This is a genomic window from Methanothrix sp., from assembly GCF_024518575.1.
Classification (GTDB): Archaea; Halobacteriota; Methanosarcinia; order Methanotrichales; family Methanotrichaceae; genus Methanothrix_B.
In genome coordinates, this window is the sequence record NZ_JANIHG010000010.1 from 24,423 (window position 1) to 44,858 (window position 20,436).

A 20,436-nucleotide genomic window follows, 5' to 3' on the forward strand; every position below is an offset into this window, starting at 1 on the left:
AGATAAAGCCCCGGCCTTAAACGGCCGGCTGCTCTCACTCTATGTATATCGCGGGCCTTCCGGGCTCTGCATTCTGGGCCCTGCCCTTCGGATCGTACTGAGGTTTGTCCGCAGCGTAGACCTCAACCGGGCAGCTGAACACCTGGGAGAGATACTCCTTCTCCCTCGAGAGGATACCGAGTTCGTCCAGCTCAAGCACATCTCCGCTCAGGGCATGCGCTGACTTCGCAAGCCTGCCTGCATACTTTTGAGCATCCTTCTTGTGGCTCTGTATCTTCGGATGGCTCATAGCGGATTTCATCAGAGCGCCCATGTCGAGCCTCCCGCCTTTCGAGACCTCAAGAGCCAGGCGAAGCATCTCTCTCTTCCACGCGGGAGTTGTGTACAGCACGATCCTTCCGGGCTTTGTCTTTGTCACCCTTATGATCTCCTCGACATCCCTCTGTGTCTGCTCCAGGTACGCCTCTGCTCGCTCTGCATGCTCATCAATGAGAGAGATCTCCGGCACCGGCCAGGGAGCTCTTGAAACATATCCCTCGCCAATGTTCTGCCAGATCTCCTCGCAGATGTGAGGGGTGAACGGAGCCATAAGTCTTACCCAGACATTCAGTATCCTGCGGAGCTGGTTCCTTCCACCTCTCCTCTCATACCATCTCAAATCGTTGAGCATGTGGTAGAACGCGCTCTGAAGCGCCCTTCTCGTCTGGATGTTGTTCAGCGCATCTGTCGTCTCGATGATCCTGCGCTGAAGTCGAGATAACATCCACCTGTCGATCAGCGTCAGTTCCGCGCTCTCATCTATGTCATTCCTTTCGATGATCTCCCTGGCGAGCGCGTAGAACCTCTCGACCTGACCGCGTGTCGCCTGCGCGCCGTCATTCCTCCAGTCCGCATCCTGGGTGTACTCTGCATTCGCAAGTATGTACAGCCTGGTCACATCAGCGCCGTTCTCTGCGACAGCCTGCTTGAGCGTGAGTATAGGCCCTCTGGACTTCGACATCTTCTGGCCCTCGAGAGAGACGAACCCGTTCACGGCTATCGCCCTGGGCCAGAGGCTCTCCGGAAATATCGCCACATGGTGATACAGGAAGAAGAGCAGGTGGTTTGCCACCAGATCCTTTCCGGAGGTCCTGAGGTCCACGGGATACCAGTACTCGAAGTCCTCGCGTATACGCCTGACAGTCCCCACGTCCAATCCTGTAATAGATGCGACCTCCTCAGGCGAGCCCTTTCCGAGGAAGATGTAGTCGAAGAACTGCGGGACCAGCCGGTCTATCCTCATGCCCGCGTTGACATACTTCGCCAGGATGTAGAACGCCATGTATATCGTGCTGTCCGCCAGCGACTCGATCAGCCACTCCTTGTCCCAGGGAAGCCTTGTCCCGAGACCCTTCCGCCTTGCGCATGCCTTGTCCTTGAGCCAGTCGATCTTGTTGATGAACTCCGCGCGCATATCCTCGGGAATGATCCGCATGCCAGCAAGACACTCCAGCACCCTGGACTTCCAGACGGGATCAGAGTACTCCAGGAACCACTGATCGCGGACCATCTTGACGACACACCTCGCCCCGCATCTGCAGATCACCGGAGTCTCACTGAACTCGTAGAATATCTCCGCCTTCCCCTGATCTATAAGGTCCTGTAGCAGTATGTCCTTTATCCTGTGCACCGGAGTTCCTGCGTATCTTCCGGTGATCTCCTTCAGCACCCCGTTGTGAAACTCCCGGCGGTAGACGAGCTTCGTCGCCTCCTCAGCCTTCGGATCGTTCTGATCCTTCACACCCAGCTCGTTAACGGCATCAACTGCCGGGAACTCTCCATACTCCGGCACAGATATCAGAGAGATGAATTTTATGTTGCGGAGATCCTCTGTTATGCCGTACCTGCTTAGATCCGCATCGTAGAGATCCCTGAGCGCGAGGTAGTCCAGAGGCGCATGCGCGGGCACGGACATGACTATGCCTGAGCCGTTATCAGGATCGACGAATGTGGCAGGGAGGATGATGATCTCATCTCCAGTTACAGGATTCCTGGCCTTCTTACCGATCAGCTCCTCCCCCGGGATCTCGCCGATCTTCTCCACAGCTCTATCTGTGAAAGTCAGCTTGTAATATGCCTGGGGGCTTATTATCCAGACCTCATCATTCACCCTTGCGATGTAATGAACGACATCTGGATTCACCCACAGGTTCGTCACCCCGAAGACCGTCTCAGGGCGGAGGGTGGCACATGGCAGCACCTTATCATCGATCCTGAACTTTATCAGGGTGAAGTCCAGTATCGTCGCGTCCTCTCCCCTCAGTATATCGTGATCCTCTACAGGATTCTGATCGTTGGGGCACCACCTTACAGGATGCGAGCCCTTGGTGACATATCCCTTCTCCCGGAGTATTCCGAACTGCCACTCGATGAACCTGTTGTACGCTGGATCTGTTGTTGTGAACTCCCTCCTCCAGTCTATGGAGTAGCCTATGCTCCTCATGGCGAGCTTCGCCTGCTTCCTGAAGTAATCGACTATGGCCTCGGGAGTGGTCAGCTGCTTCAGCTCCTCCTCGGGTATGCCGTGCAGCCTGGTGTAGACATCCCATATCAGAGGATCGCGGTTCGCGATCAGCTCGCTGAGCCCGACTATGGGGGTACCTGTCGCGTGGAACGCCATCGGGAAGAGGACGTTCTCGCCCAGCATCCTGTGGTACCGCGCTATGGCATCGCCTATCGTAAAGGTGCGTGTATGTCCAGCGTGAAGGTTGCCGTTCAGATATGGATATGGTATCGTCAGAAAGAACTTATCTCTCGAATCAGGCTCCGCGTGGAATACGCCCTCCTCCTCCCATATCTTCTGCCACTTCGCCTCTATCTCATGCGCTGAATACTCTTTACGCAACATACACCCTCCTCTCAGAGATTCCTCAGCCTTTCAGCAGCCATCTCGATCCTCTCTGTGGGCTGGGTCACAGAGAGCCTTATGTAACCTTCGCCATGCTCGCCGAATCCGACGCCTGGTGTCACAACTATACCCGTCCTCTCGAGAAGCATCTTGGCGTACTCCCTGGAGTCGCCGCCGGTCCACGCCCAGAGGTAGAACGTCGCCTTCGGCTTCGCGAGCTCGAGCCCAATATCGCAGAGCGCTGAGTACAGGATATCGATCCTCTCCCTGTACACGGACCTCAATCCATCAACCATCTCCGGCGGGCTTCTGAGAGCAGCTATCCCCGCGTCCTGTACAGCTCCAAAGTTCCCGGAGTCTATGTTCGACTTGACCCTGCCGATGCCCTCAATGATCTTAGCGCTTCCTGAGACCATGCCTATGCGCCAGCCAGTCATGTTGTACGTCTTTGAGAGCGAATGAAACTCGACAGCCACATCCTTCGCTCCGGGTACCTGAAGTATGCTGGGAGGTCGCCTCTCGAAGTATATCTCAGAGTACGGGTTGTCGTGCATCACCAGAATCCCGTACTCGCGGGCGAGATCCACCAGCTCCCTGAAGAAATCCAATCCAGCGACCGCGCCGGTCGGATTGTTCGGGTAATTCAGAAAGATCAGCCTGGGCCTCCAGTTCGGGTCTTGCTCCAGCCTCTCCCTTATTCTCCTGAGATCGGGGAGAAACGAGTTCTTCTTCATTAGAGGCATCCTCTCAGGAATGCCACCTGCAAACATCACCGCTGTGCTGTAAACCGTATACGCTGGATCCGGAACGAGGGCTGTGTCCCCTGGATTTACGAACGCCAGCGGGGCATGCGCAAGCCCCTCCTTCGATCCTATTAGTGTCAGTATCTCTGTGAAGGGATCCAGATCGACGCTGAAGAGATTGCGATACCACTCAGCCACTGCCTCTCTGAACTCGATCTTTCCCTCATACGATGGATACTGATGGTTTGCAGGTCTCTTCACGGCCTCGCACATCTCTCTGACTATATGCTCAGGCGTTGGGATGTCCGGGTCGCCCACGCTAAGATCTATGACGTCAACGCCCCTCTCTCTCGCTCTCCTCTTGATTCCGTCGATCTCGGCGAACAGATATGGAGGAAGGGATTTTATCCTATCAGCGTACATTCATATCTCTCCGAAGATGCTGGAGGATCCAGATGCTGCCGCAACTACTAGCGCTGTTTAGTATATAAGAGTAAGGGGTTTCATGCTCACGATCAGAGATCTGAGGAGATGGCTGCCAGAGAGCGTCATCGAGCTCTATGAAGCATCGGGGATAAGCGAGCTCTACCCTCCACAGGCCGATGCGATAGAGCGCGGGCTTCTCGACGGAAGGAACATGATCATATCAGTGCCGACTGCGGCTGGAAAGACCCTTCTCGCGGAGCTTGCGATGCTCAGGGGCGCGCTCTCAAGAAAAAGGGCGCTTTACATAGTCCCGCTGCGCGCTCTGGCCTCGGAAAAGTTCGATAGCTTCAGCAGGTTCTCCAGGCTCGGCCTTAAGATAGGGATCAGCACCGGGGATTTTGAGAGGAGGGACGAGAGTCTGGGCAGGAACGATATAATCATAGCGACATCTGAGAAGGCGGACTCTCTGATACGAAACGGGGCCTCCTGGGTGCGTAAGATCGGTGTTCTGGTCGTGGATGAGATCCATCTCCTGGACTCCGCAAACAGGGGCCCGACCCTGGAGATGACGATGACGAAGCTCATGCATCTCAATCCTGAGATGCAGGTGATCGGGCTCAGCGCGACGATAGCCAACGGAGAGGAGATCGCGGACTGGATAAAAGGGGAGATCGTCTCGAGCGACTGGCGGCCTGTCAGGCTCAGGGAGGGTGTGCTGCTGGAGGACAGACTTGTCTTTCCGGATGGGGGGATACAGCTCGAGAACCGGAGCAGGGATCCTGTGCTGAACCTTGTTATGGATACAATTGACCAGGGCGGACAGATGCTGATATTCGAGAGCACCAGGAGGAATGCTGAGGCGATGGCTCAGAAGCTTGCCGGAGCTCTCCGGGAATCCGAGGAGACGATCGAGATTGCAGAGAGACTAAGCGGCGAGGGCGAGACCTCGAGGAAGCTCTCCATATGCCTGAGACGCGGAGCCGCGTTCCATCATGCAGGACTTCTGCCCGAGCAGAGGCGTTTGATAGAGATGGGGTTCAGGCAGAATATCATAAAGGTGATAGCATGCACCCCGACCCTCGCTGCGGGACTGAACTTACCGGCGCGCAGGGTTCTCATAAGGAGCTACAAGAGATATGAAGCGGGTCTCGGAACCCGCCCGATTCCGGTCATGGAGTACAGGCAGATGGCTGGGAGAGCTGGCAGGCCGGGGCTCGATCCATATGGAGAGTCGCTCATCATGGCCAGAAGCGAGGACGAGCTCCAAAAGCTCATGGAATACTACGTGATGGGCGAGCCTGAGGAGATATGGTCGAAGCTGGCCAGCGAGAGAGCGCTCCGCACGCATGTGCTTGCAGCGATTGCTTCTGGATTCGCAGATTCGATAGATTCCCTGAGCAGACTCATGGCATCGACATTCTACGCTCGCCAGCAGGATCCATCGCATCTGGGAGAGACCATAGATTCTGTTCTCGAGTTTCTCGTGAGGAGCGATATGATCGAGGAGGATCTCAGTCCCACACCCCTCGGCTCTCTTGTATCCAGGTTGTATCTGGATCCGCTGAGCGCCGTGAAGATGATCCAGGGGATCAGGGGCGTTCGCAGGCCCTCTGAGCTCACGCTTCTGCATGTGATAACGATGACCCCTGACATGGAGCTCCTCTTCGTTCAGCAGAGCGACAGCTGGCTAGAGGATTTCATCTCCGAGCACTCATCAGAGCTCGGGAGCGAGGAGAACCTCGACTGGCTACTCAGGGAGGTGAAGACAGCCTCCATGCTCCTGGACTGGATAAACGAGGCTCATGAGGACAGGATCGCGGACATGTACAATATCGGCCCGGGAGATGTCATGAGAATTGCGGAGACCGCGGAGTGGCTCATGAGCGCGCTGCACAGGATATCGAAGCATATGGATCTAGGAGTCACGTATCTGGCTGAGAGGCTGGCGCTCAGGATACACTACGGCGCAGGCGATGAGCTCCTCCAGCTGCTGGAACTGAAGGGCATAGGCAGGGTAAGGGCCAGGAAGCTCTACCAGGCCGGCTACAGGAGCTTGGAGAGCCTCAAAGCCGCGGATAAATCCACCCTGTCAGAGATCCTCGGCCCGAAGATAGCGGAGATGGTGATATCACAGCTGAAGGAATCTGATGTACAAGCATGGTCCTCCAGCCTCAAAATGTCCAGCAGCAAGCGGTAGATACATGAAGTCCTATGATGTCCTCAGCCCAGATGCATTCCGACGATCGCTTATCGCGTCGATTTAATTTGAGTGGAAAATACACTGAATATATGTGAGTGGCGATTTTGAAAGAACAAAGAGAGCAGGGATGCTCTTCAACTCGATGCTTTAGGTGGGCCGCTACCTCACCAACAAGTTAAAGTATTACTGGGTTTGAATCATAATTATGTGTTAGCACTGAAGTGGGGGTAGCTGAAGGGGTGTAGCTCTGTGTCAATTGCTGTGATCTCTGATACGCATTTCGGCTCAAAGTGCTCTGCTCTTTCAAGGCGCGATAATGTTGATTACCTCATATGGGAGCTCTGGAGGTACGGAGAAGGCATAGATGAGGTTGTGCTTCTCGGCGATATCCTCGATCTCTGGAGGGCCCGGATGGAGAATGCCATACGAGATGCCAGCTATTTCTTCAGGCGGCTGGACGAGCTGGGCGTGAGGGTGAGCTATGTGGTGGGCAATCACGATCACCACATGACGATCATACGCCAGGAGCTCTCTCTTCTCGAGAGGGCCGCGAGGGGTGAGCCTTTCGCAGTTTATCTACCCAACCTGAGATGGTCGATGAATCTCGCGGGACTGAAGATGACATTCCATTATCCCACGTATGAGATATCGATGGGAAGCAGGCGCCTTCTTTTCACACACGGCCATCATCTAGATGGCATTAAATCGCTGCCTGTGCAGATATTCGAGGGAATACGCAGGCTATCGGGGGAGCCTGTGCTGCCCGCTGATCTCGAGAGGATGATGGCGTATGCATATGAGAGCATCTACAGGTCCTGCTACCTGGGCGAGACTGTGGAGATAGAGGAGTCGCTCTGGAGGGTCACGGGCATATTCGAAAAGGTGAGATCTGGATTGCTCAGGACGCTGAGATACAGCCCTGTTGAGTCTCAGTACGATGCCATCCTCAGGTTCATCAGAGAGAGGCATCCAGGCAGGGTAGATTGCTTCGTCTATGGCGATACGCACCAGGCTGCCATCTACAGAAAGGATGATGATCTCCTGGTTGCAAACGCAGGCTCGCTAGCTGACGGTGGTGACAACACGTATCTCATACTCACAGATGATGAGATCCGCCTGAGAGGATTTGGCAGGCATGAGCCGCTGAGGAGAATGCATTTTTGAGGCGCCATTCCGTTCCTCAAGGACGTGAAGAGATCATCCAGAAATTCCCTTTTGCAAAAAGGATTTGGCGCATGTCCGTTATCCCGTGCTGGAGACTGACACCTTCTTGGTATGGCCATCTCCCTCGTATCCCGCTGGATGGGCGGAAGAGGGCTGCATATAAAATTTAGCGCCGAGGGAGGGATTCGAACCCTCGATCCCCGAAGGGGAACAGGTTTAGCAAACCTGCGCCCTACCTGGCTAGGCTACCTCGACACAGATAAATCCAATCATTGCAGGTGCATCGTCGCATCTTGCACGCCGGCTCCGCGCCGCCCGCTCGTGGCAGAAGCGCTCGCTGCAAGAGTATGCGTCTCCACCTTACCATAAATAGATATCGTTGGTCACTTCACGCAGCGCAGGAGGTCCTTGCTGGTGATGATGCCGACAAGCGCTCCTTCCTGGACCACTGGAAGACGGCGTATGTTGTGGCGCATCATGAGCTCAGCCGCCTCTCTGCTGGTGGCATCTGGAGAGATCGTGACAAGCGGGGCTGGAGTCATTATGTCTGCCACGCAAACCCTCTCAGGGTCCAGGCCGGCTGCGAAGACCTTGGTGAATATGCGACTTGTTGTGACAATGCCCTTTACCTCTTTGAGAAGGCCACCCTCTGCGACGATAACGCAGCCCTTCGGCCCGCTGGACATCAGCCTTATCGCATCTATGACCCTCGCATTCGGCGGCACTGTGAGCACCGGATAGCTCATCAAATCCATAACCCTAGCAGGCATCCAACCCACTTCGCAATGTATTATGGCAATACGCATATAAATACTGAACCTATTCCGCCCTCAGCCACTCCACATCCATACCATCAAGATCTATAAGCGCAGCATACCCCATGCGCGCCTCTCCAACGTTAACCACCAGCGTGCCTCCGAGCCATGAGGCGCCACGGTCCTCGTGGATGTGGCCGCATACAACCAGATCCGGCTGATGCTCCTCGATCACCCGGCGCAGGCCAACGCTTCCAGAGAGCTCCCCGTTGTAGAGACGATCTCTCACCCCTCTAGGTGGCTGGTGGACCACCACCACCCGCTGCTCGAGATCGCGAATGGACTGGAGCAGATCCGTCAGGGTGCGGTAAAGATCCTCATCGCTGTGGTAGTACCTTGTGGGATCTCCGATCCTCCTGGGGTTCCTCGCCACCATCCCGCCCATGCCCACAAAACCCACATTCCCCAGCAGAAATGACGACCGATGGATCGGTATGAGGCCATGCCTGCGCCAGAGAGCCTCAGCAAAGCTCCTGGGATCCATATTGCCAGGGACTATGAGCTTCATCTGCGGAAAGCGGGAGAGCTCGTCGAGAACATATGCCGCATCCTCCGGTGTCCCATCATCGTGAAGATCTCCTGCTATCACCATCAGATCCGCAGAGCAACCTTTCAGAAACCCCAGGCCGGGGTACGCATCATGAACATCAGCTATGCAGAGCAGCCGCATAAGAAACCACCACGCGGAATAGATCACATTAGATCATGATATTGGTATGGGATTTGGAGGTTTCTCTCGAATTGTTGATGCATCTTTGCGCGGATCACCAAAATACATTTTGTGCGCGCTTGTCATCGAATGGTAAATTCCTGCTGTGTTGAATAATTAAGAGCTCTAAGGTCGATAGCTATCGATTTTTACTAGAATTGCAATTCGTATGAATCGAGCCTCTGCTATCTGATTCTCAAACATTATTCAACACAGCATAAATTCCCACAAAAAGAGGAGGTGTAGCTCAAACCGCTGAGCTACATTCCCGCGACATACTTGAGCTCGGTTGAGCCACGCGATAACTCCGAGGAGGCAAGTCCGATCGACGCGTCCCCTTCAGCGACGATCTTCAGACCGTACGGACATCCCTCTGTGCATGTCCTTACAGCCTCCTTGACGATGTCTGTGGCATCCAGCGTATACTCGCCTGGGGATTCGATCTCGATCTCTGCGGATACGTTCTCCACAGCTTCGGGGGCATCATTCCATGTGAGCTCAGGGCTGATATAGCCGTGGACAAAGTAGACTTTGATGGCTCCTGGCTTCTCCACCTCTGAGACCGTCAGCTTCAGTGTTGCGGTGGAGACCTGATCAGGAGAACTGATGCCCTGATTGCCAAAAGCATTTACAAATCCGATGTATGCGATCTTCACAGGCTCTCCTGCCTGTGATGCCACCCACAGCGTGGTCTCACCGCCGAATGTCGCATCCGGATTGTCTCTATCAACATATGTATCTACATCGAGGCCTGCTGTGAAAGTGCCCGCAAAGGCAGATCCCAGCAGCAGGAAAAGCACCACTGTTGCATAGACAAGCTTCAAACCAAACACCTCATGCCCTGATGATCCATATAAATTAAAAAAGATTTGTGTTCATCTCGGATCTACATGAGATCTATACGATCACCTGCCATTACTTAGCTCGCATATGACATCGACAAATATTGATGCGTTCGATCTTCCTGATTTACGGTTTTTGCCATCGTTGTGCTGGTCGTGGGCTCTGATGACGAACACGCACGCGAATCTGCAGATACACGATGCCACATTGATCCCTCAGGGTCGCATGCATATGACTCAACGATTGCGGGACTTTGGGAGCAGGCCGTCTCAAAGCTGTAAGGGCAATGGGACAGATACAGCGCATCTGGTTTTCAGGATACCAATGTCAACTCCAGATTGTATCTGGCACTTTACGGGTCCCCGGCTAGAGAAGGAGAAGCCCCACGCCCATCGCCAGGAAGATCAGCCCCGCTGCCAGGGAGATCGTCCGCCGCTTTATGTATCTCAGTATGAACCTTCCAAGGTATATGGCGCTCAGCGAGAGCATGAACAGAGCAAGCATGGTGCCGCTGAGGACCATCCACGGGTTGTACTGTGTCGCGAATATCGCGGATGCGATCTGTGTCTTATCCCCCCACTCAGCCAGAAATATCACCAGAAAGCCAGACAGGAATGGGCTGTCATCAAATCTCCTGCTCTCCTCCCCATCCCCATCAAGATCTCTAAGTGTGGTTATCCCGAATAGGAGGAAGATCGCACCTGAGATGATCTTCAGAACGCTCGCCGGAACGACCTCTGTTATCCACGCGCCGAGAAGTATGGCGAAGCCGTCGACGATGAAAAAGGCGAGCATCACCCCTGTGAGCAGCATCAGATGTCTGCCTGTTCTGGTGGACAGCAGGAGAACAGAGAGCTGTGTTTTATCGCCGAACTCCGCGATGGCAATGGTGATAAAAGGGATGAGCAGATCCGCGAGCATCCCTCAGCGGTTGTCCGCCTTATTTATAGCGATTTCTCTCGAATCCACTGCTTTCTACCATGCAGAACAGCAATGTCTATGGCTTCTGCAGAGAGCATGCAGAGGCTCGCAGTGTTCGGGAACTTCATGCTCTATTATTTGGTGGTCTCTCGTCGGTTCGAATGCTTCTGAAAATCAGTGAGGCTTGGAGAAGGTGTTGGACGAATAACATTTAGCGGTCTCTCGTCAGTTCAACTGCTTCCGGGCTACAACCGTGCCCTGGCCGCAGTACTCGTTCTCGAGCTGTATCGTCGTATGCTCTATCCCGAAGATGGACCTTAGCCGCTCTCGTATCTCGTTGAGCGTCCTCTGATGGTCAGACCCAGGAAAGACCACCACATGTGCGCTGAGCACGATGTTCGAGGAGCATACGCCCCATATGTGAAGATCGTGGACCTGAATCACCCCGGGCGCAGTGGATATCTGGTTCGCGACCTCATCGGATCTTATGCACTCAGGCACGCCCTCCATAATCAGGCGGAATGAGTCTTTGAGGAGCCTGTAGGAGCCGGCAAATATCAGAGCAGAGATGAACACGCTGATGATCGAATCTGCGGGGTACCAGCCGGTCCTCCAGATCACAAGCGCTGCTGCGATCACGCCAAGAGATGCTGCTGCATCCCCAAGGACGTGAAGGATCGCGGATCTGAGGTTCAGATCCTCCACGTGGCCGTCCCTGCTCAGAACAAAGGCGACGATGAGGTTCACGATGAGCCCGAAGCTCGCGATGAGAAGCAGATCCAGGCCCTTCACGGGCTCAGGCTCCAGAAGTCTCCTGTACGCCTCGATGAGAACGACCAGGGCCACAAACCCAAGGGTGAGACCGTTAGCAAGCGCCGCAACCACCTCGAAGCGGTGGAAGCCGTAGCTGTACCTCTCGCTGGCCGGAAGCGCTGAGATCCTGATCGCGAACCAGCTCAGACCGAGCGCGAAGAGGTCGAGGAATACATGCGCTGCATCCGATAGCAGCGCCAGGCTGCCAGTCCACCAGCTCCCTGCCAGCTCCGCTACCAGTATGGATACCGTGAGGATCATGGCCAGCGCAAAGCGCTGCTCAATCACTCTGATCTCGTGTGCCTTCATGGAGGATTTTAAAGCACAGAGCGGCTGGCTCTGAGCCTTTGAATGTTTTGATGCCTGTAGGCTTGCCGGACTGCCCTGACAGGGGATATGAGGTTGCGTATGAGGTGCTCAGATGAATCGTCAGCCAATCCGGCCTGAAGACCGGAGTTTCCACTGACCCTGCGCCTCGGGGGCACTATGAATAGCGCAGATCTATGTAAACCCCGCTCAGATATCCGTCCCTGTCCACCATGGCGATTACAGGATATGCGCCCCTCCTTGTGTGAATCTTGACCACGCCGATCGGGTTCTGGGTGTCGGCATCGAGCACGCTGAGCATGCCGCTATCTACCGTAACATATCCAAGAACTGTTCCCTCTCTGAGGGAGATGCTTTTCAGAGAGCTGTACCTCCTGTCGCGGTACTCTGCTGCCAGACCTCCAAATGGATCGTAGAATCTGTAGCTGAAGCCGCGAACAGGCATCGTGGTGCATCCGTAGAGCCATGGGGCATGCTCGCTTATGAGCCAGGGCCTTCCAACACCCATGTTGAAGAGAGCCTCCGCCCTCCTCTCACCGGGTGCGTACTCGACCTGCGCACTTACCGAAGCGACAGAGAGCAGCGCAAGGAGCAGAAGACAGACTCCCAATCTTCTCATGGAATTTAATCTGATGTGATTGTAGTTATCTCTTTCGCATTGGCCGGAAGATCGCTTACTCGATAAAATCCCAAAGATTAAATAACATCGCCAGGTATTGGAGCGCTGAATGAATCAGAAGGAGTTTGCCAAGGCATTTGCGATATTCGTGGGCGCTGTGATGGTGCTATCCGCGTTTGCGGGGTTTGTTCTGCGGAGCGGGGATGTGGAGACCCGGTCTGGGCCGGAATCGGTTGAGACAGCACCGCTCTCCGCCTTCGGAGTTAGGGGAAATCTGGTGGACATGAGCTTTTCCAGCATGCAGGACCTGCTTGAGATGTGCCCTGAGAGCACAACATTCGCATACTGGATCGATCTCGAGGCATCGCAGAACATAACAGATGCTGCAGCCTCTGTGATTCCTGAGATCTATCCACCTGCAGCAGGGCTGATCTACAGAGATAAGATGTACCCCACGGAGATCAAGCGAGAGGCATCGGTATTCTTCAACGATACATGGGCTGAGTTCCACTGGGTAATGCCATTCAGCTACAACTACCAGGGGCTTGTGATACCCTACAGCGATTTCATGATCATACCTGCGACCGGAGATCTGGGAAGGGTTTTCGGGAGGCCGACGCTATTCGGCCCTGAGAGCGCGCTGAAGCAGATAATCGACGTGATTCTTGGCGGATTCCCGACAGATCGACTGACCCTGGCGTACGACGAGATCGCGGATCTGCAGATCGCAGGCGTCGGTGGCGTCGAGAACGCACCGCTCGGCGGCGGGTACGATGAGTTCTATGCAGGCATATCTCAGAGAGGGAACGACGTTTATGTGAGCTGCAAGTTCATGTCGCCATCTGGGAACACGCTGACAAGAATACAGACGCTCGCCTCCAAATACAACATGAGCATCTCGCGCGATGGCAGCATTCTGCGACTCGACGGAAGCGTACCACCAGAGGGGCTGAAGGGCATGATCGCAGATCTGCTCGCGCCCTGACAGCGTAAGCTTTTTAGATACGGAGATGTAGCTGGATCTGTTCATTCGAGTGAGGCAATTTTCCACGATGAATGATGATGGGCTGGTGCCCTGAAGGAGATGTGTGATATGGCTAGACCGATATATGTGAGGTTTGATGTTCCACCTGAGCTGGCATCCAAGTCGCTTGAGGCGCTTGAGCTGGCTCGAGACACCGGAAGGATAAAGAAGGGAACGAATGAAGCTACAAAGGCCGTGGAGCGAGGGGTTGCGAAGCTCGTGATAATTGGAGAGGACGTGGAGCCACCAGAGATAGTGGCGCACCTGCCCCCGCTCTGCGAGGAGAAGAACACCCCCTACGTGTATGTGAAGAAACAGAGCGATGTGGGGGCGGCTGCCGGTCTGAGCGTGAAGAGCGCGGCAGCGGCGATAATAGAGCCGGGAAAGGGAAAGGAGCTGTTGGAGGAGATAATCCAGAAACTCCAGGCTCTGAAGTAGGTGATAAATAGTGGCTGAGGAGAACGGCGTCCCCGCTGAGGTCATAGAGGTCATCGGGGTCACCGGAATGCATGGAGAGGCCACCCAGATCAAGTGCAGGATACTGGAGGGCTCGAACAAGGGCAGGATCATAACCAGGAACTGCATGGGACCTGTGAGGGTTGGCGATGTCCTGATGCTTCTGGAGACCGCGCGCGAGGCCAAGAAGCTGACTGGCAGGTGATCCCCAATGGAAGAGAGAAGATGCTCATTCTGCAGCACCAAGATCACTCCTGGCACGGGGAAGCTGTACGCAAAGAAGGATGGGACTGTGTACTACTTCTGCTCGTCCAAGTGTGAGAAGAACATGAGGCTTGGCCGGGTGCCCAGAAAGATAAAGTGGGCTCGAAAGGGGGCGTAGAGGCTGGAGCGCACATTTGTTATGATCAAGCCGGATGGCGTGCAGAGAGGGCTTGTCGGCAGGATAATCCAGCGGATCGAGGAGAAGGGCTTCAAGATAGTGGCGATGCGCCTCTCGGTCATGGAGAGAGAGCGTGCTGAGAAGCACTACGCAGAGCACGCGGGAAAGCCATTCTACAGGGACCTTGTCGATTTCATAACCTCCGGCCCGTCTGTGCAGATGGTCGTTGAGGGAAAGGGAGTCATCTCCGCAATGAGGAAGATGAACGGCGCGACCAACCCTGCAGAGGCGGCTCCCGGCACGATCAGGGGGGACTTCGGAATAGAGACCGGTCGCAACGTGGTTCACGGCTCTGACTCGCCTGAGTCTGCAGCCCGCGAGATAGCCCTCCACTTCAGCGACTCAGAGATCTTCGAGTACAGACGCATCGATGAGCCCTGGCTTTACGAGTGAGCAGGGGCTCAGGCACATATTTTATCAAAGATTGTCGATATGCCATCCAGCGGTGTTCGCGCTCTTTTGGAGCTCATGCTCATATCTTTTATCAACATTCTCAGATTTGGAATGCGATCTGTGGCGCAGGCCTGGAAGCCCTGGCCTTCAGGGAAGGGAGCATTCACGCCAACAACTTAAAATGCCATCCCGACAGAGATGCTATGGCGCTCCGAAGGCGCTCATTTAAGAGGTGAGTCGGTTGCCTCCTGTCAACAAGGCTATAGTCTTCCTGGGGCCTGAGGATTGCTACGGCCCGTGTGGCTGCGGAATGGACATGGCCATTCTGCCTGTGCTTGTGCCAAAGGACTGGTACCTTGAGGAATGCCCTCCTGAGGTGGCGAACGATTTCTTCTGCATGGGTGAGGACTTCAGAAGGATATGTGGATTCACAATAAACAATGTGTTTGAATATGAGATGAACGGCGTCGAGTACTTTGCGAACTTCTCATGCTGCAGGGAGTGCGCAGAGCGCGCAGTGAACCAGGGATACGCTGTCTGGGCTGACAGGGACTATCCCATGTCTCTGAGGTGAAGGTGTTTGGCATGCAGGATCTACACAACGCCTGACTGCCCGAGATGCGAGCAGTTGAAGGCGTTTCTTGAGAGCAGGGGCGTGAGTTTTGAGGTGGTTGATATGACAACAGCCGAGGCCCTCACCGAGCTCAGGGTCAATGGAGTGTTCACGATGTCCGCTCCGGTGCTGGAGCTGGACGGCAGGTTCTACACAACCGGAGATCTCTTCGATGGGGATCGGCTCAAGGAGCTGAAGCTCTAGAACTCCATGCCCTTCACCCTGTTTATATCGAAGACTGCAGTCCTGGCTACATGCATGACCGCGAAGGTTCCCGCCTGGATCGGATCTGTAACAACTAGATCGGCCTGCTTAGGCACAGTGCCTGCCATCTTCAGGGCTATGACGGGTATTCCCTCCTTCTGGAGCTTCGCAACCTCCTCTGTTATGCGCCCGCCCATCAGTGCGCCTGCCAGGATTAAGATCGAGGCTCTGTGTAGTCTGCTCACAGCGCTCACGGCATCAGCTATCGCATCCTCTCCCACAAGCGGGATCGTGTCTACGCTTATCCTCTCGCCACGCAGGTTGTGCCTGTCGGCCTCGCTGACCGCTCCAACGGCTGCCTGAGCAACCTGGGCACCCCCTCCTATGATTATGACTCTGGAGCCGTAGATCTGGTTGAATGAGGGGTGCACTGTGACCTCGTATACCTGTGGCATCGACCTGAGAGACTCCACCACGCCTTCAACCCCACCACGCACATCCCCCTCTATCTCCATGTATACCGTCCCCTTCCCCCTGTTCACCCCCCTGTCCAAGACGAACTGCTGGGTGTAGACGATATTGCCACCATGCTCCGCCACCACGCCGGCTATATCGCGCAGCATCCCGGGCCTGTCCTCGCATATTATGTTTATCGCAAAGCTCTTCTTCTCCCCCATGATCTCAGCCTCCTAAGACCTCTGGATGAGCACCAGATGAATTTTTGGCCACATTTGAGTTAAGTTCATCGCAGGCCGGCCAGACGCTCTGGGCTCAGCTCCATCTCCTCAGGCTCTCGCCGGTGAGTCTGGATCTCTGACCGGGTCGATCTCGCTCGCATAATCCGGCCTCCCGGAAACCGGCGGTCCCCTTTGAATCTGTGAGCTGCAAGTCACCGGAGTTTCAGGCCTCGATGCGCAATACGACTCAATTCTGCTTTGTCCCATCTTGATGCTCGTATATCGGCCTCTCAGGCACCAGGTATATCGTCCAGAATGAGAGCAGCGTGACGATTGCCTTCACAACGATATTCGTCTGGAACATCTGGATCATCGCATCGAATCCGATTATTCCGGTGAATGCTATCAGTGGGAATAAAGTGCTGTCTACAGGTATCGATATCGCGTTGGACACCGCGACCCTGGCCCACTGAGGTCTGTTCCTGCCCCAGCCGGTGACCCAGAGGTGATAGATCTGGGTGTCGATGAGCTCTGCTATGACCATGGTTATCACCGAGCCGAGAACTATCCTGAGCTGGAGGGAGAAGATCGACTGCCACCAGGGGCCGCCAGACGTCTCGAATATCCCGAAAAGGAACTGCCATGCAGCCTGCCCGCCATTTGCAGCCCATTCAGGCTCCGCAGGCATCAGAACCACGATCTGAAAGTAAAGGGCTGCCAGGATGTTTACAAACGCGCTCAGCCAGATCGTGGTGATGGCAGCTCTCTTTCCGAGCTGCTTGTGTATCAGGTCCCTCCATGTGAATGTCATTGAGTATATGAAGCCAGCATCCATGACAAGGCTCCCGAAGTAGGTGACCTTTGTCGCGGCTATGTTGCCGGCCAGCGAGAAGAATATGTAAAGCCCGCAGATGATTATCGTCGCCTGTGTTTTATCGATATGGATCCTGAAGCGAGAGGATCCAGATGCTGGACGACGCGATGAAAAACGTTCTCCACCATCAGCGTGACCACCAGCAGGATCGCTGCCGGACCTCCCATTATGTCTCACTCTTCATCCACCTTCTCTTGAGTGCGCTGAACCTCCCTCCTCTTATCGATCTCCTTATCGACTCCATAAGCCTGAGCATGAAGTACACGTTATGGACGGTGGCAGCTCGGAAGTAGGAGAGCTCCTTCGAGATGTAGAGGTGTCTGAGATATGCCCTGCTGTACATCCTGCATGTCGGACATCCGCATCTCGGATCAACCGGCCTTCTGTCGTCCTTGAAGATCGAGGACTTTATGCTTATCCTGAACTTGTTTTCGATGCATCCTCCAGATGCAGGGGATATGTAGAGGTTGCCTCTGCGTGCGATTCTTGTCGGATGGACGCAGTCGAATGTATCGATCCCCCTCTCAACACATTCGAAGATGTCCGGGATCTCCCCGATTCCGAGGAGGTGTCTTGGACGCTCGTCAAGCCTTGGGATGACCCAATCAAGAACCTGGTGCATGTCCTCCTTGCAGTTTCCGAGAGAGCCTCCGATCGCGATGCCGTCGAAAGGCAGCGATCTTATGAAATCCGCGCTCTCCCTCCGGAGGTCCTCGAACCAGCCTCCCTGTATGATGCCATATATCGCCTGTCTCCTGTCGTGGTACCTCAAAGACTGCACAGCCCAGCGGTGGGTCCTCTCCATCGCTTCTCTGGTGTAGTCATAATCGGAGAGCGGAGATGTGCATTCGTCGAACGCCATGACGATGTCAGATCCGAGCCTGCTCTGGATACGCATGGCGCTCCTGGGATCGAGAAAATGCCATCCACCATCGATTAAGGATTTGAAGGCGACGCCCTCATCCGTGATCCTTGTCAGGTTCTCTCTCCTCTCTCCAGATCGTCTCCCCTGCGGGAAGATGCTTCCTATCTTGCTTATGTTGTGCTCCCTTCCGAGTCCGAGGGAGAAAGCCTGAAACCCGCCTGAGTCTGTGAAGATGGGGCCATCAAAGGACATGAACCTGTGGAGACCGCCCATCCTCCTGATGAGATCCTCTCCTGTTCGCAGGTGCAAATGATACGTGTTTGCGAATATAGCCTGCACACCAAGAGCCTTCAGATCATCTGATCCGAGAGCCCTGACAGATGCCACGGTGGCGACGGGAATGAACTCGGGGGTCTCTATGACCCCCCGGCGTGTCCTGATCACCCCGAGCCTCGCGCGCGTAACCCTTGACCGCTTCAGAACATCAAAGGAGAAATGCTCAGCCATCTGCAGCTCTTCCCAGCTCTTGCTGGATCACATGAAGCTCATTATTAGCTATTTAGCACTTCGGGTTGTGTATCTGAACGCCCAGCGGTGTGGAAGCGATGGGCAGCCGGCGACAAAAAGATCAAAGAGGGTGCAACATACTGTGGCTTCAGCTTCCGAGGTGCGCAATCAAATTCAGGTGAACGCTCCCCGTCCTGAATGGGGTCTTCCCGTGCGCCCCCACTCCCAAAGACATGCCGCCTAAATCTATGGATTGCTCTTTTGACCACTGATGAGTCGTGGCTGAGAGCTGCCCCAGGCGCCTTTGTCTTGATCTCACCCTCAATGCTTCCCTGTCCTCTGGCATGGCTGAGACGAAGTGATCCTCTGACGGCATCGCTGGCCTAAGGGTCGCATATGCAGGACAGCATGCTGTGTCTCAGTGATGTGAGGCACTGGCGGATCGGCTTCTACCTTTGCCTCCATGCGACAATGAGACGGCAGAGGCGTATGCCATATCATGTTGCACAGATCTCGCACGCTCCACAATGGATCCGCCTCTGCCTGGCGATCCACTCAGCTTATGACCTCTTCCAGCGCCCCCATGCTTCTTGCGAGCGAGATCTCCTGGGCGATTCTCCTTCCTGTGGAGAGCCCGCTCTCAATGAGATCTGAGTAAGGTGAGCCGCTTATGAAGAGGTTCGTACCTGCGACTATCCTTGCAGATATCTCGAAGACCTTGAAGTCCAGGTCGTCGGTGACTATCGTCTCGAGGCTGAACGGCCCCACCATGCCGCCGAAGAGCTCTATCGAGGTCTCGACGACCCTCTCGCCGAGGTCGAAGACCTTTGGGAGGAGCGACTCCCTCAGAACCAGCGGGAGGTTCCCGGTCACGACGAAGCTGGGGTATATCCCTGCAGCCTCAAGCTCGTTCACAGATCCTATCCTGAATATTTCGTCTGCGTTGGATTCGACGCGCCTGTCGATCCCGAGCATGTCAAGTGTGCCCCTACGCAGACGGTAGCCCCTCTCCCTTATGGGGGAGTAGAAGAAGTGGATGTAGTATCTTGTTCCCAAGATGAACTCCTGTATGGTGTATTTCTGTCCCCTCTGGATCTTCGACTGGAACTCCTCCTTGTTCTTTGCTATGAAGAACCCCTTCCCGCCCTTGGCGCCGTGGTACTTGACTATGACAGGCCTGTCTATCAGCTCAGCGCTCTCGAACCTCATGGGGACGTTCACACCCGCCCTGAGAAGCCACTCCCGCTCCATCTCGCGGTCGCTCTCCCAGGCGAGGCATCTTCTGTTCCCGAAGGTCGGCACAGCCAGAGCCTCGAAGTTCTGGATGCCCAGATACTCTACCATCGAGCCGTGAGGTATTATTATGGCATTCTCCTCGATCAGACGATCGCTCTCATCCAGCATGGCTTTATAACTGTCCAGCGATAGAAAGGCATCCGGTTTTGCAAGTGGAAATGCATCATAGAACCTTGGAGGCGGCCCTATGCATATGCCGAGCGTCCGGAAGCCCTCCTTTTTCGCGCCGTGAAATATCTGGAGGCTGCTGTGGGAGCAGACCGTGGCTATGGTGATGTTCTCCAGATCGTACCCATTCAGTATCTCCAAAATCTCCTCTTTCGAAATCATGACTACGACCTTTTCTCCCCTCTATTCAATCCTTTGAAACATGCAGGTTGGCGTCCCACTAGATAATCTCTTCGTTTGGGCATCTGACTTCGGTGCATCTCCTGCGCAGATGCTCTCCGATCGCATCCACATGTCGTGACTACTCCCGCCAATGAATTGGTGGGCATCTAGGCTTTCGCCACAGACTGTAGCCCCAGTCTGAGAACGTTTATGGCTGCATTATGATCTCTATCCAGAGTCAGGCCGCAGAAAGGACATCTGTGGACTCGCTCGGATAGATCTTTTTGA

General features: G+C 54.8%; 22 protein-coding genes and 1 tRNA gene. 9 read left to right on the forward strand and 14 right to left on the reverse strand.

The features are described from left to right. Positions 1–34: 34 nt before the first annotated feature. Positions 35–2,887: a leucine--tRNA ligase gene (leuS, locus tag NQU42_RS03640; protein ID WP_296609125.1), complete on the reverse strand. Its 2,853-nt coding sequence runs from the start codon at positions 2,885–2,887 to the stop codon at positions 35–37. Positions 2,888–2,898: 11 nt separating this feature from the next. Then, positions 2,899–4,053 (reverse strand): LL-diaminopimelate aminotransferase, encoded by a 1,155-nt coding sequence (locus tag NQU42_RS03645; protein WP_296609127.1) that lies wholly within the window; start codon positions 4,051–4,053, stop codon positions 2,899–2,901. Between the two features lie 82 nt (positions 4,054–4,135). Here NQU42_RS03645 and NQU42_RS03650 point away from each other — a divergent pair, with 82 nt between their 5' ends. Then, complete coding sequence (locus NQU42_RS03650; RefSeq protein WP_296609128.1) at positions 4,136–6,253, forward strand: ATP-dependent DNA helicase; 2,118 nt, start codon at positions 4,136–4,138, stop codon at positions 6,251–6,253. A gap of 252 nt (positions 6,254–6,505) precedes the next feature. Beyond that, positions 6,506–7,420 (forward strand): UDP-2,3-diacylglucosamine diphosphatase, encoded by a 915-nt coding sequence (locus NQU42_RS03655; RefSeq protein ID WP_296609130.1) that lies wholly within the window; start codon positions 6,506–6,508, stop codon positions 7,418–7,420. Between the two features lie 170 nt (positions 7,421–7,590). Here the strand turns inward: NQU42_RS03655 and NQU42_RS03660 are convergent. From NQU42_RS03660 to NQU42_RS03690, 7 genes are all read right to left on the reverse strand, one after another. After that, a tRNA-Ser gene (locus tag NQU42_RS03660) sits at positions 7,591–7,675 on the reverse strand. A gap of 128 nt (positions 7,676–7,803) precedes the next feature. Next, the gene (locus tag NQU42_RS03665; protein WP_296609131.1) at positions 7,804–8,190 is read right to left on the reverse strand and encodes a CBS domain-containing protein; all 387 of its coding nucleotides are present in this window, start codon (positions 8,188–8,190) and stop codon (positions 7,804–7,806) included. 49 nt (positions 8,191–8,239) lie between these two features. Beyond that, positions 8,240–8,905, reverse strand: a complete 666-nt coding sequence (locus NQU42_RS03670; RefSeq protein ID WP_296609133.1) for a metallophosphoesterase — start codon at positions 8,903–8,905, stop codon at positions 8,240–8,242. A gap of 299 nt (positions 8,906–9,204) precedes the next feature. Beyond that, positions 9,205–9,768, reverse strand: a complete 564-nt coding sequence (locus NQU42_RS03675; protein WP_296609134.1) for a DNRLRE domain-containing protein — start codon at positions 9,766–9,768, stop codon at positions 9,205–9,207. Positions 9,769–10,153: 385 nt separating this feature from the next. Beyond that, positions 10,154–10,708 carry a TMEM165/GDT1 family protein gene (locus tag NQU42_RS03680; protein WP_296609136.1) on the reverse strand — a complete coding sequence of 185 codons (555 nt, stop codon included), beginning with the start codon at positions 10,706–10,708 and terminating at the stop codon, positions 10,154–10,156. Between the two features lie 225 nt (positions 10,709–10,933). Next, a complete protein-coding gene (locus NQU42_RS03685; protein WP_296609137.1) occupies positions 10,934–11,830 on the reverse strand; it encodes a cation diffusion facilitator family transporter in 897 nt (298 codons plus the stop codon). 175 nt (positions 11,831–12,005) lie between these two features. Then, positions 12,006–12,467 (reverse strand): hypothetical protein, encoded by a 462-nt coding sequence (locus NQU42_RS03690; protein WP_296609139.1) that lies wholly within the window; start codon positions 12,465–12,467, stop codon positions 12,006–12,008. A 109-nt stretch (positions 12,468–12,576) separates the two neighbouring features. Between NQU42_RS03690 and NQU42_RS03695 the strand changes: the two genes are divergently transcribed. The 7 genes from NQU42_RS03695 (at position 12,577) to NQU42_RS03725 (ending at position 15,599) form a co-directional block, all read left to right on the forward strand. Further along, positions 12,577–13,452 carry a hypothetical protein gene (locus tag NQU42_RS03695; RefSeq protein ID WP_296609141.1) on the forward strand — a complete coding sequence of 292 codons (876 nt, stop codon included), beginning with the start codon at positions 12,577–12,579 and terminating at the stop codon, positions 13,450–13,452. Between the two features lie 108 nt (positions 13,453–13,560). Continuing rightward, positions 13,561–13,929 (forward strand): 50S ribosomal protein L7Ae, encoded by a 369-nt coding sequence (rpl7ae, locus tag NQU42_RS03700; protein WP_011695524.1) that lies wholly within the window; start codon positions 13,561–13,563, stop codon positions 13,927–13,929. Positions 13,930–13,939: 10 nt separating this feature from the next. After that, positions 13,940–14,152 carry a 30S ribosomal protein S28e gene (locus tag NQU42_RS03705; protein WP_296609145.1) on the forward strand — a complete coding sequence of 71 codons (213 nt, stop codon included), beginning with the start codon at positions 13,940–13,942 and terminating at the stop codon, positions 14,150–14,152. Between the two features lie 6 nt (positions 14,153–14,158). Then, the gene (locus NQU42_RS03710; RefSeq protein ID WP_296609147.1) at positions 14,159–14,329 is read left to right on the forward strand and encodes a 50S ribosomal protein L24e; all 171 of its coding nucleotides are present in this window, start codon (positions 14,159–14,161) and stop codon (positions 14,327–14,329) included. A 3-nt stretch (positions 14,330–14,332) separates the two neighbouring features. Next, the gene (gene ndk, locus NQU42_RS03715; RefSeq protein WP_296609162.1) at positions 14,333–14,782 is read left to right on the forward strand and encodes a nucleoside-diphosphate kinase; all 450 of its coding nucleotides are present in this window, start codon (positions 14,333–14,335) and stop codon (positions 14,780–14,782) included. Between the two features lie 232 nt (positions 14,783–15,014). Continuing rightward, positions 15,015–15,356: a hypothetical protein gene (locus NQU42_RS03720; RefSeq protein ID WP_296609149.1), complete on the forward strand. Its 342-nt coding sequence runs from the start codon at positions 15,015–15,017 to the stop codon at positions 15,354–15,356. Positions 15,357–15,362: 6 nt separating this feature from the next. Further along, positions 15,363–15,599, forward strand: a complete 237-nt coding sequence (locus tag NQU42_RS03725; protein ID WP_296609151.1) for a glutaredoxin family protein — start codon at positions 15,363–15,365, stop codon at positions 15,597–15,599. On the opposite strand, the gene NQU42_RS03730 is transcribed toward NQU42_RS03725, so the two are convergent. The 5 genes from NQU42_RS03730 to NQU42_RS03750 form a co-directional block, all read right to left on the reverse strand. Continuing rightward, the gene (locus tag NQU42_RS03730) at positions 15,596–16,276 is read right to left on the reverse strand and encodes a DUF5612 domain-containing protein (RefSeq protein ID WP_296609152.1); all 681 of its coding nucleotides are present in this window, start codon (positions 16,274–16,276) and stop codon (positions 15,596–15,598) included. The two genes, NQU42_RS03725 and NQU42_RS03730, sit on opposite strands and share 4 nt — an antisense overlap. Before the next feature lie 247 nt (positions 16,277–16,523). Continuing rightward, complete coding sequence (locus NQU42_RS03735; protein WP_296609154.1) at positions 16,524–17,327, reverse strand: queuosine precursor transporter; 804 nt, start codon at positions 17,325–17,327, stop codon at positions 16,524–16,526. Beyond that, positions 17,317–18,522: a tRNA guanosine(34) transglycosylase Tgt gene (tgt, locus tag NQU42_RS03740; protein WP_296609156.1), complete on the reverse strand. Its 1,206-nt coding sequence runs from the start codon at positions 18,520–18,522 to the stop codon at positions 17,317–17,319. The genes NQU42_RS03735 and tgt overlap by 11 nt, the downstream gene beginning before the upstream one ends. Positions 18,523–19,077: 555 nt before the next feature. Continuing rightward, the gene (locus NQU42_RS03745) at positions 19,078–20,148 is read right to left on the reverse strand and encodes a formate--phosphoribosylaminoimidazolecarboxamide ligase (RefSeq protein WP_296609158.1); all 1,071 of its coding nucleotides are present in this window, start codon (positions 20,146–20,148) and stop codon (positions 19,078–19,080) included. 167 nt (positions 20,149–20,315) lie between these two features. After that, positions 20,316–20,436, reverse strand: a 121-nt coding sequence (locus NQU42_RS03750; RefSeq protein ID WP_296609164.1) for a zinc ribbon domain-containing protein, incomplete at its 5' end; no start/stop codon positions are given.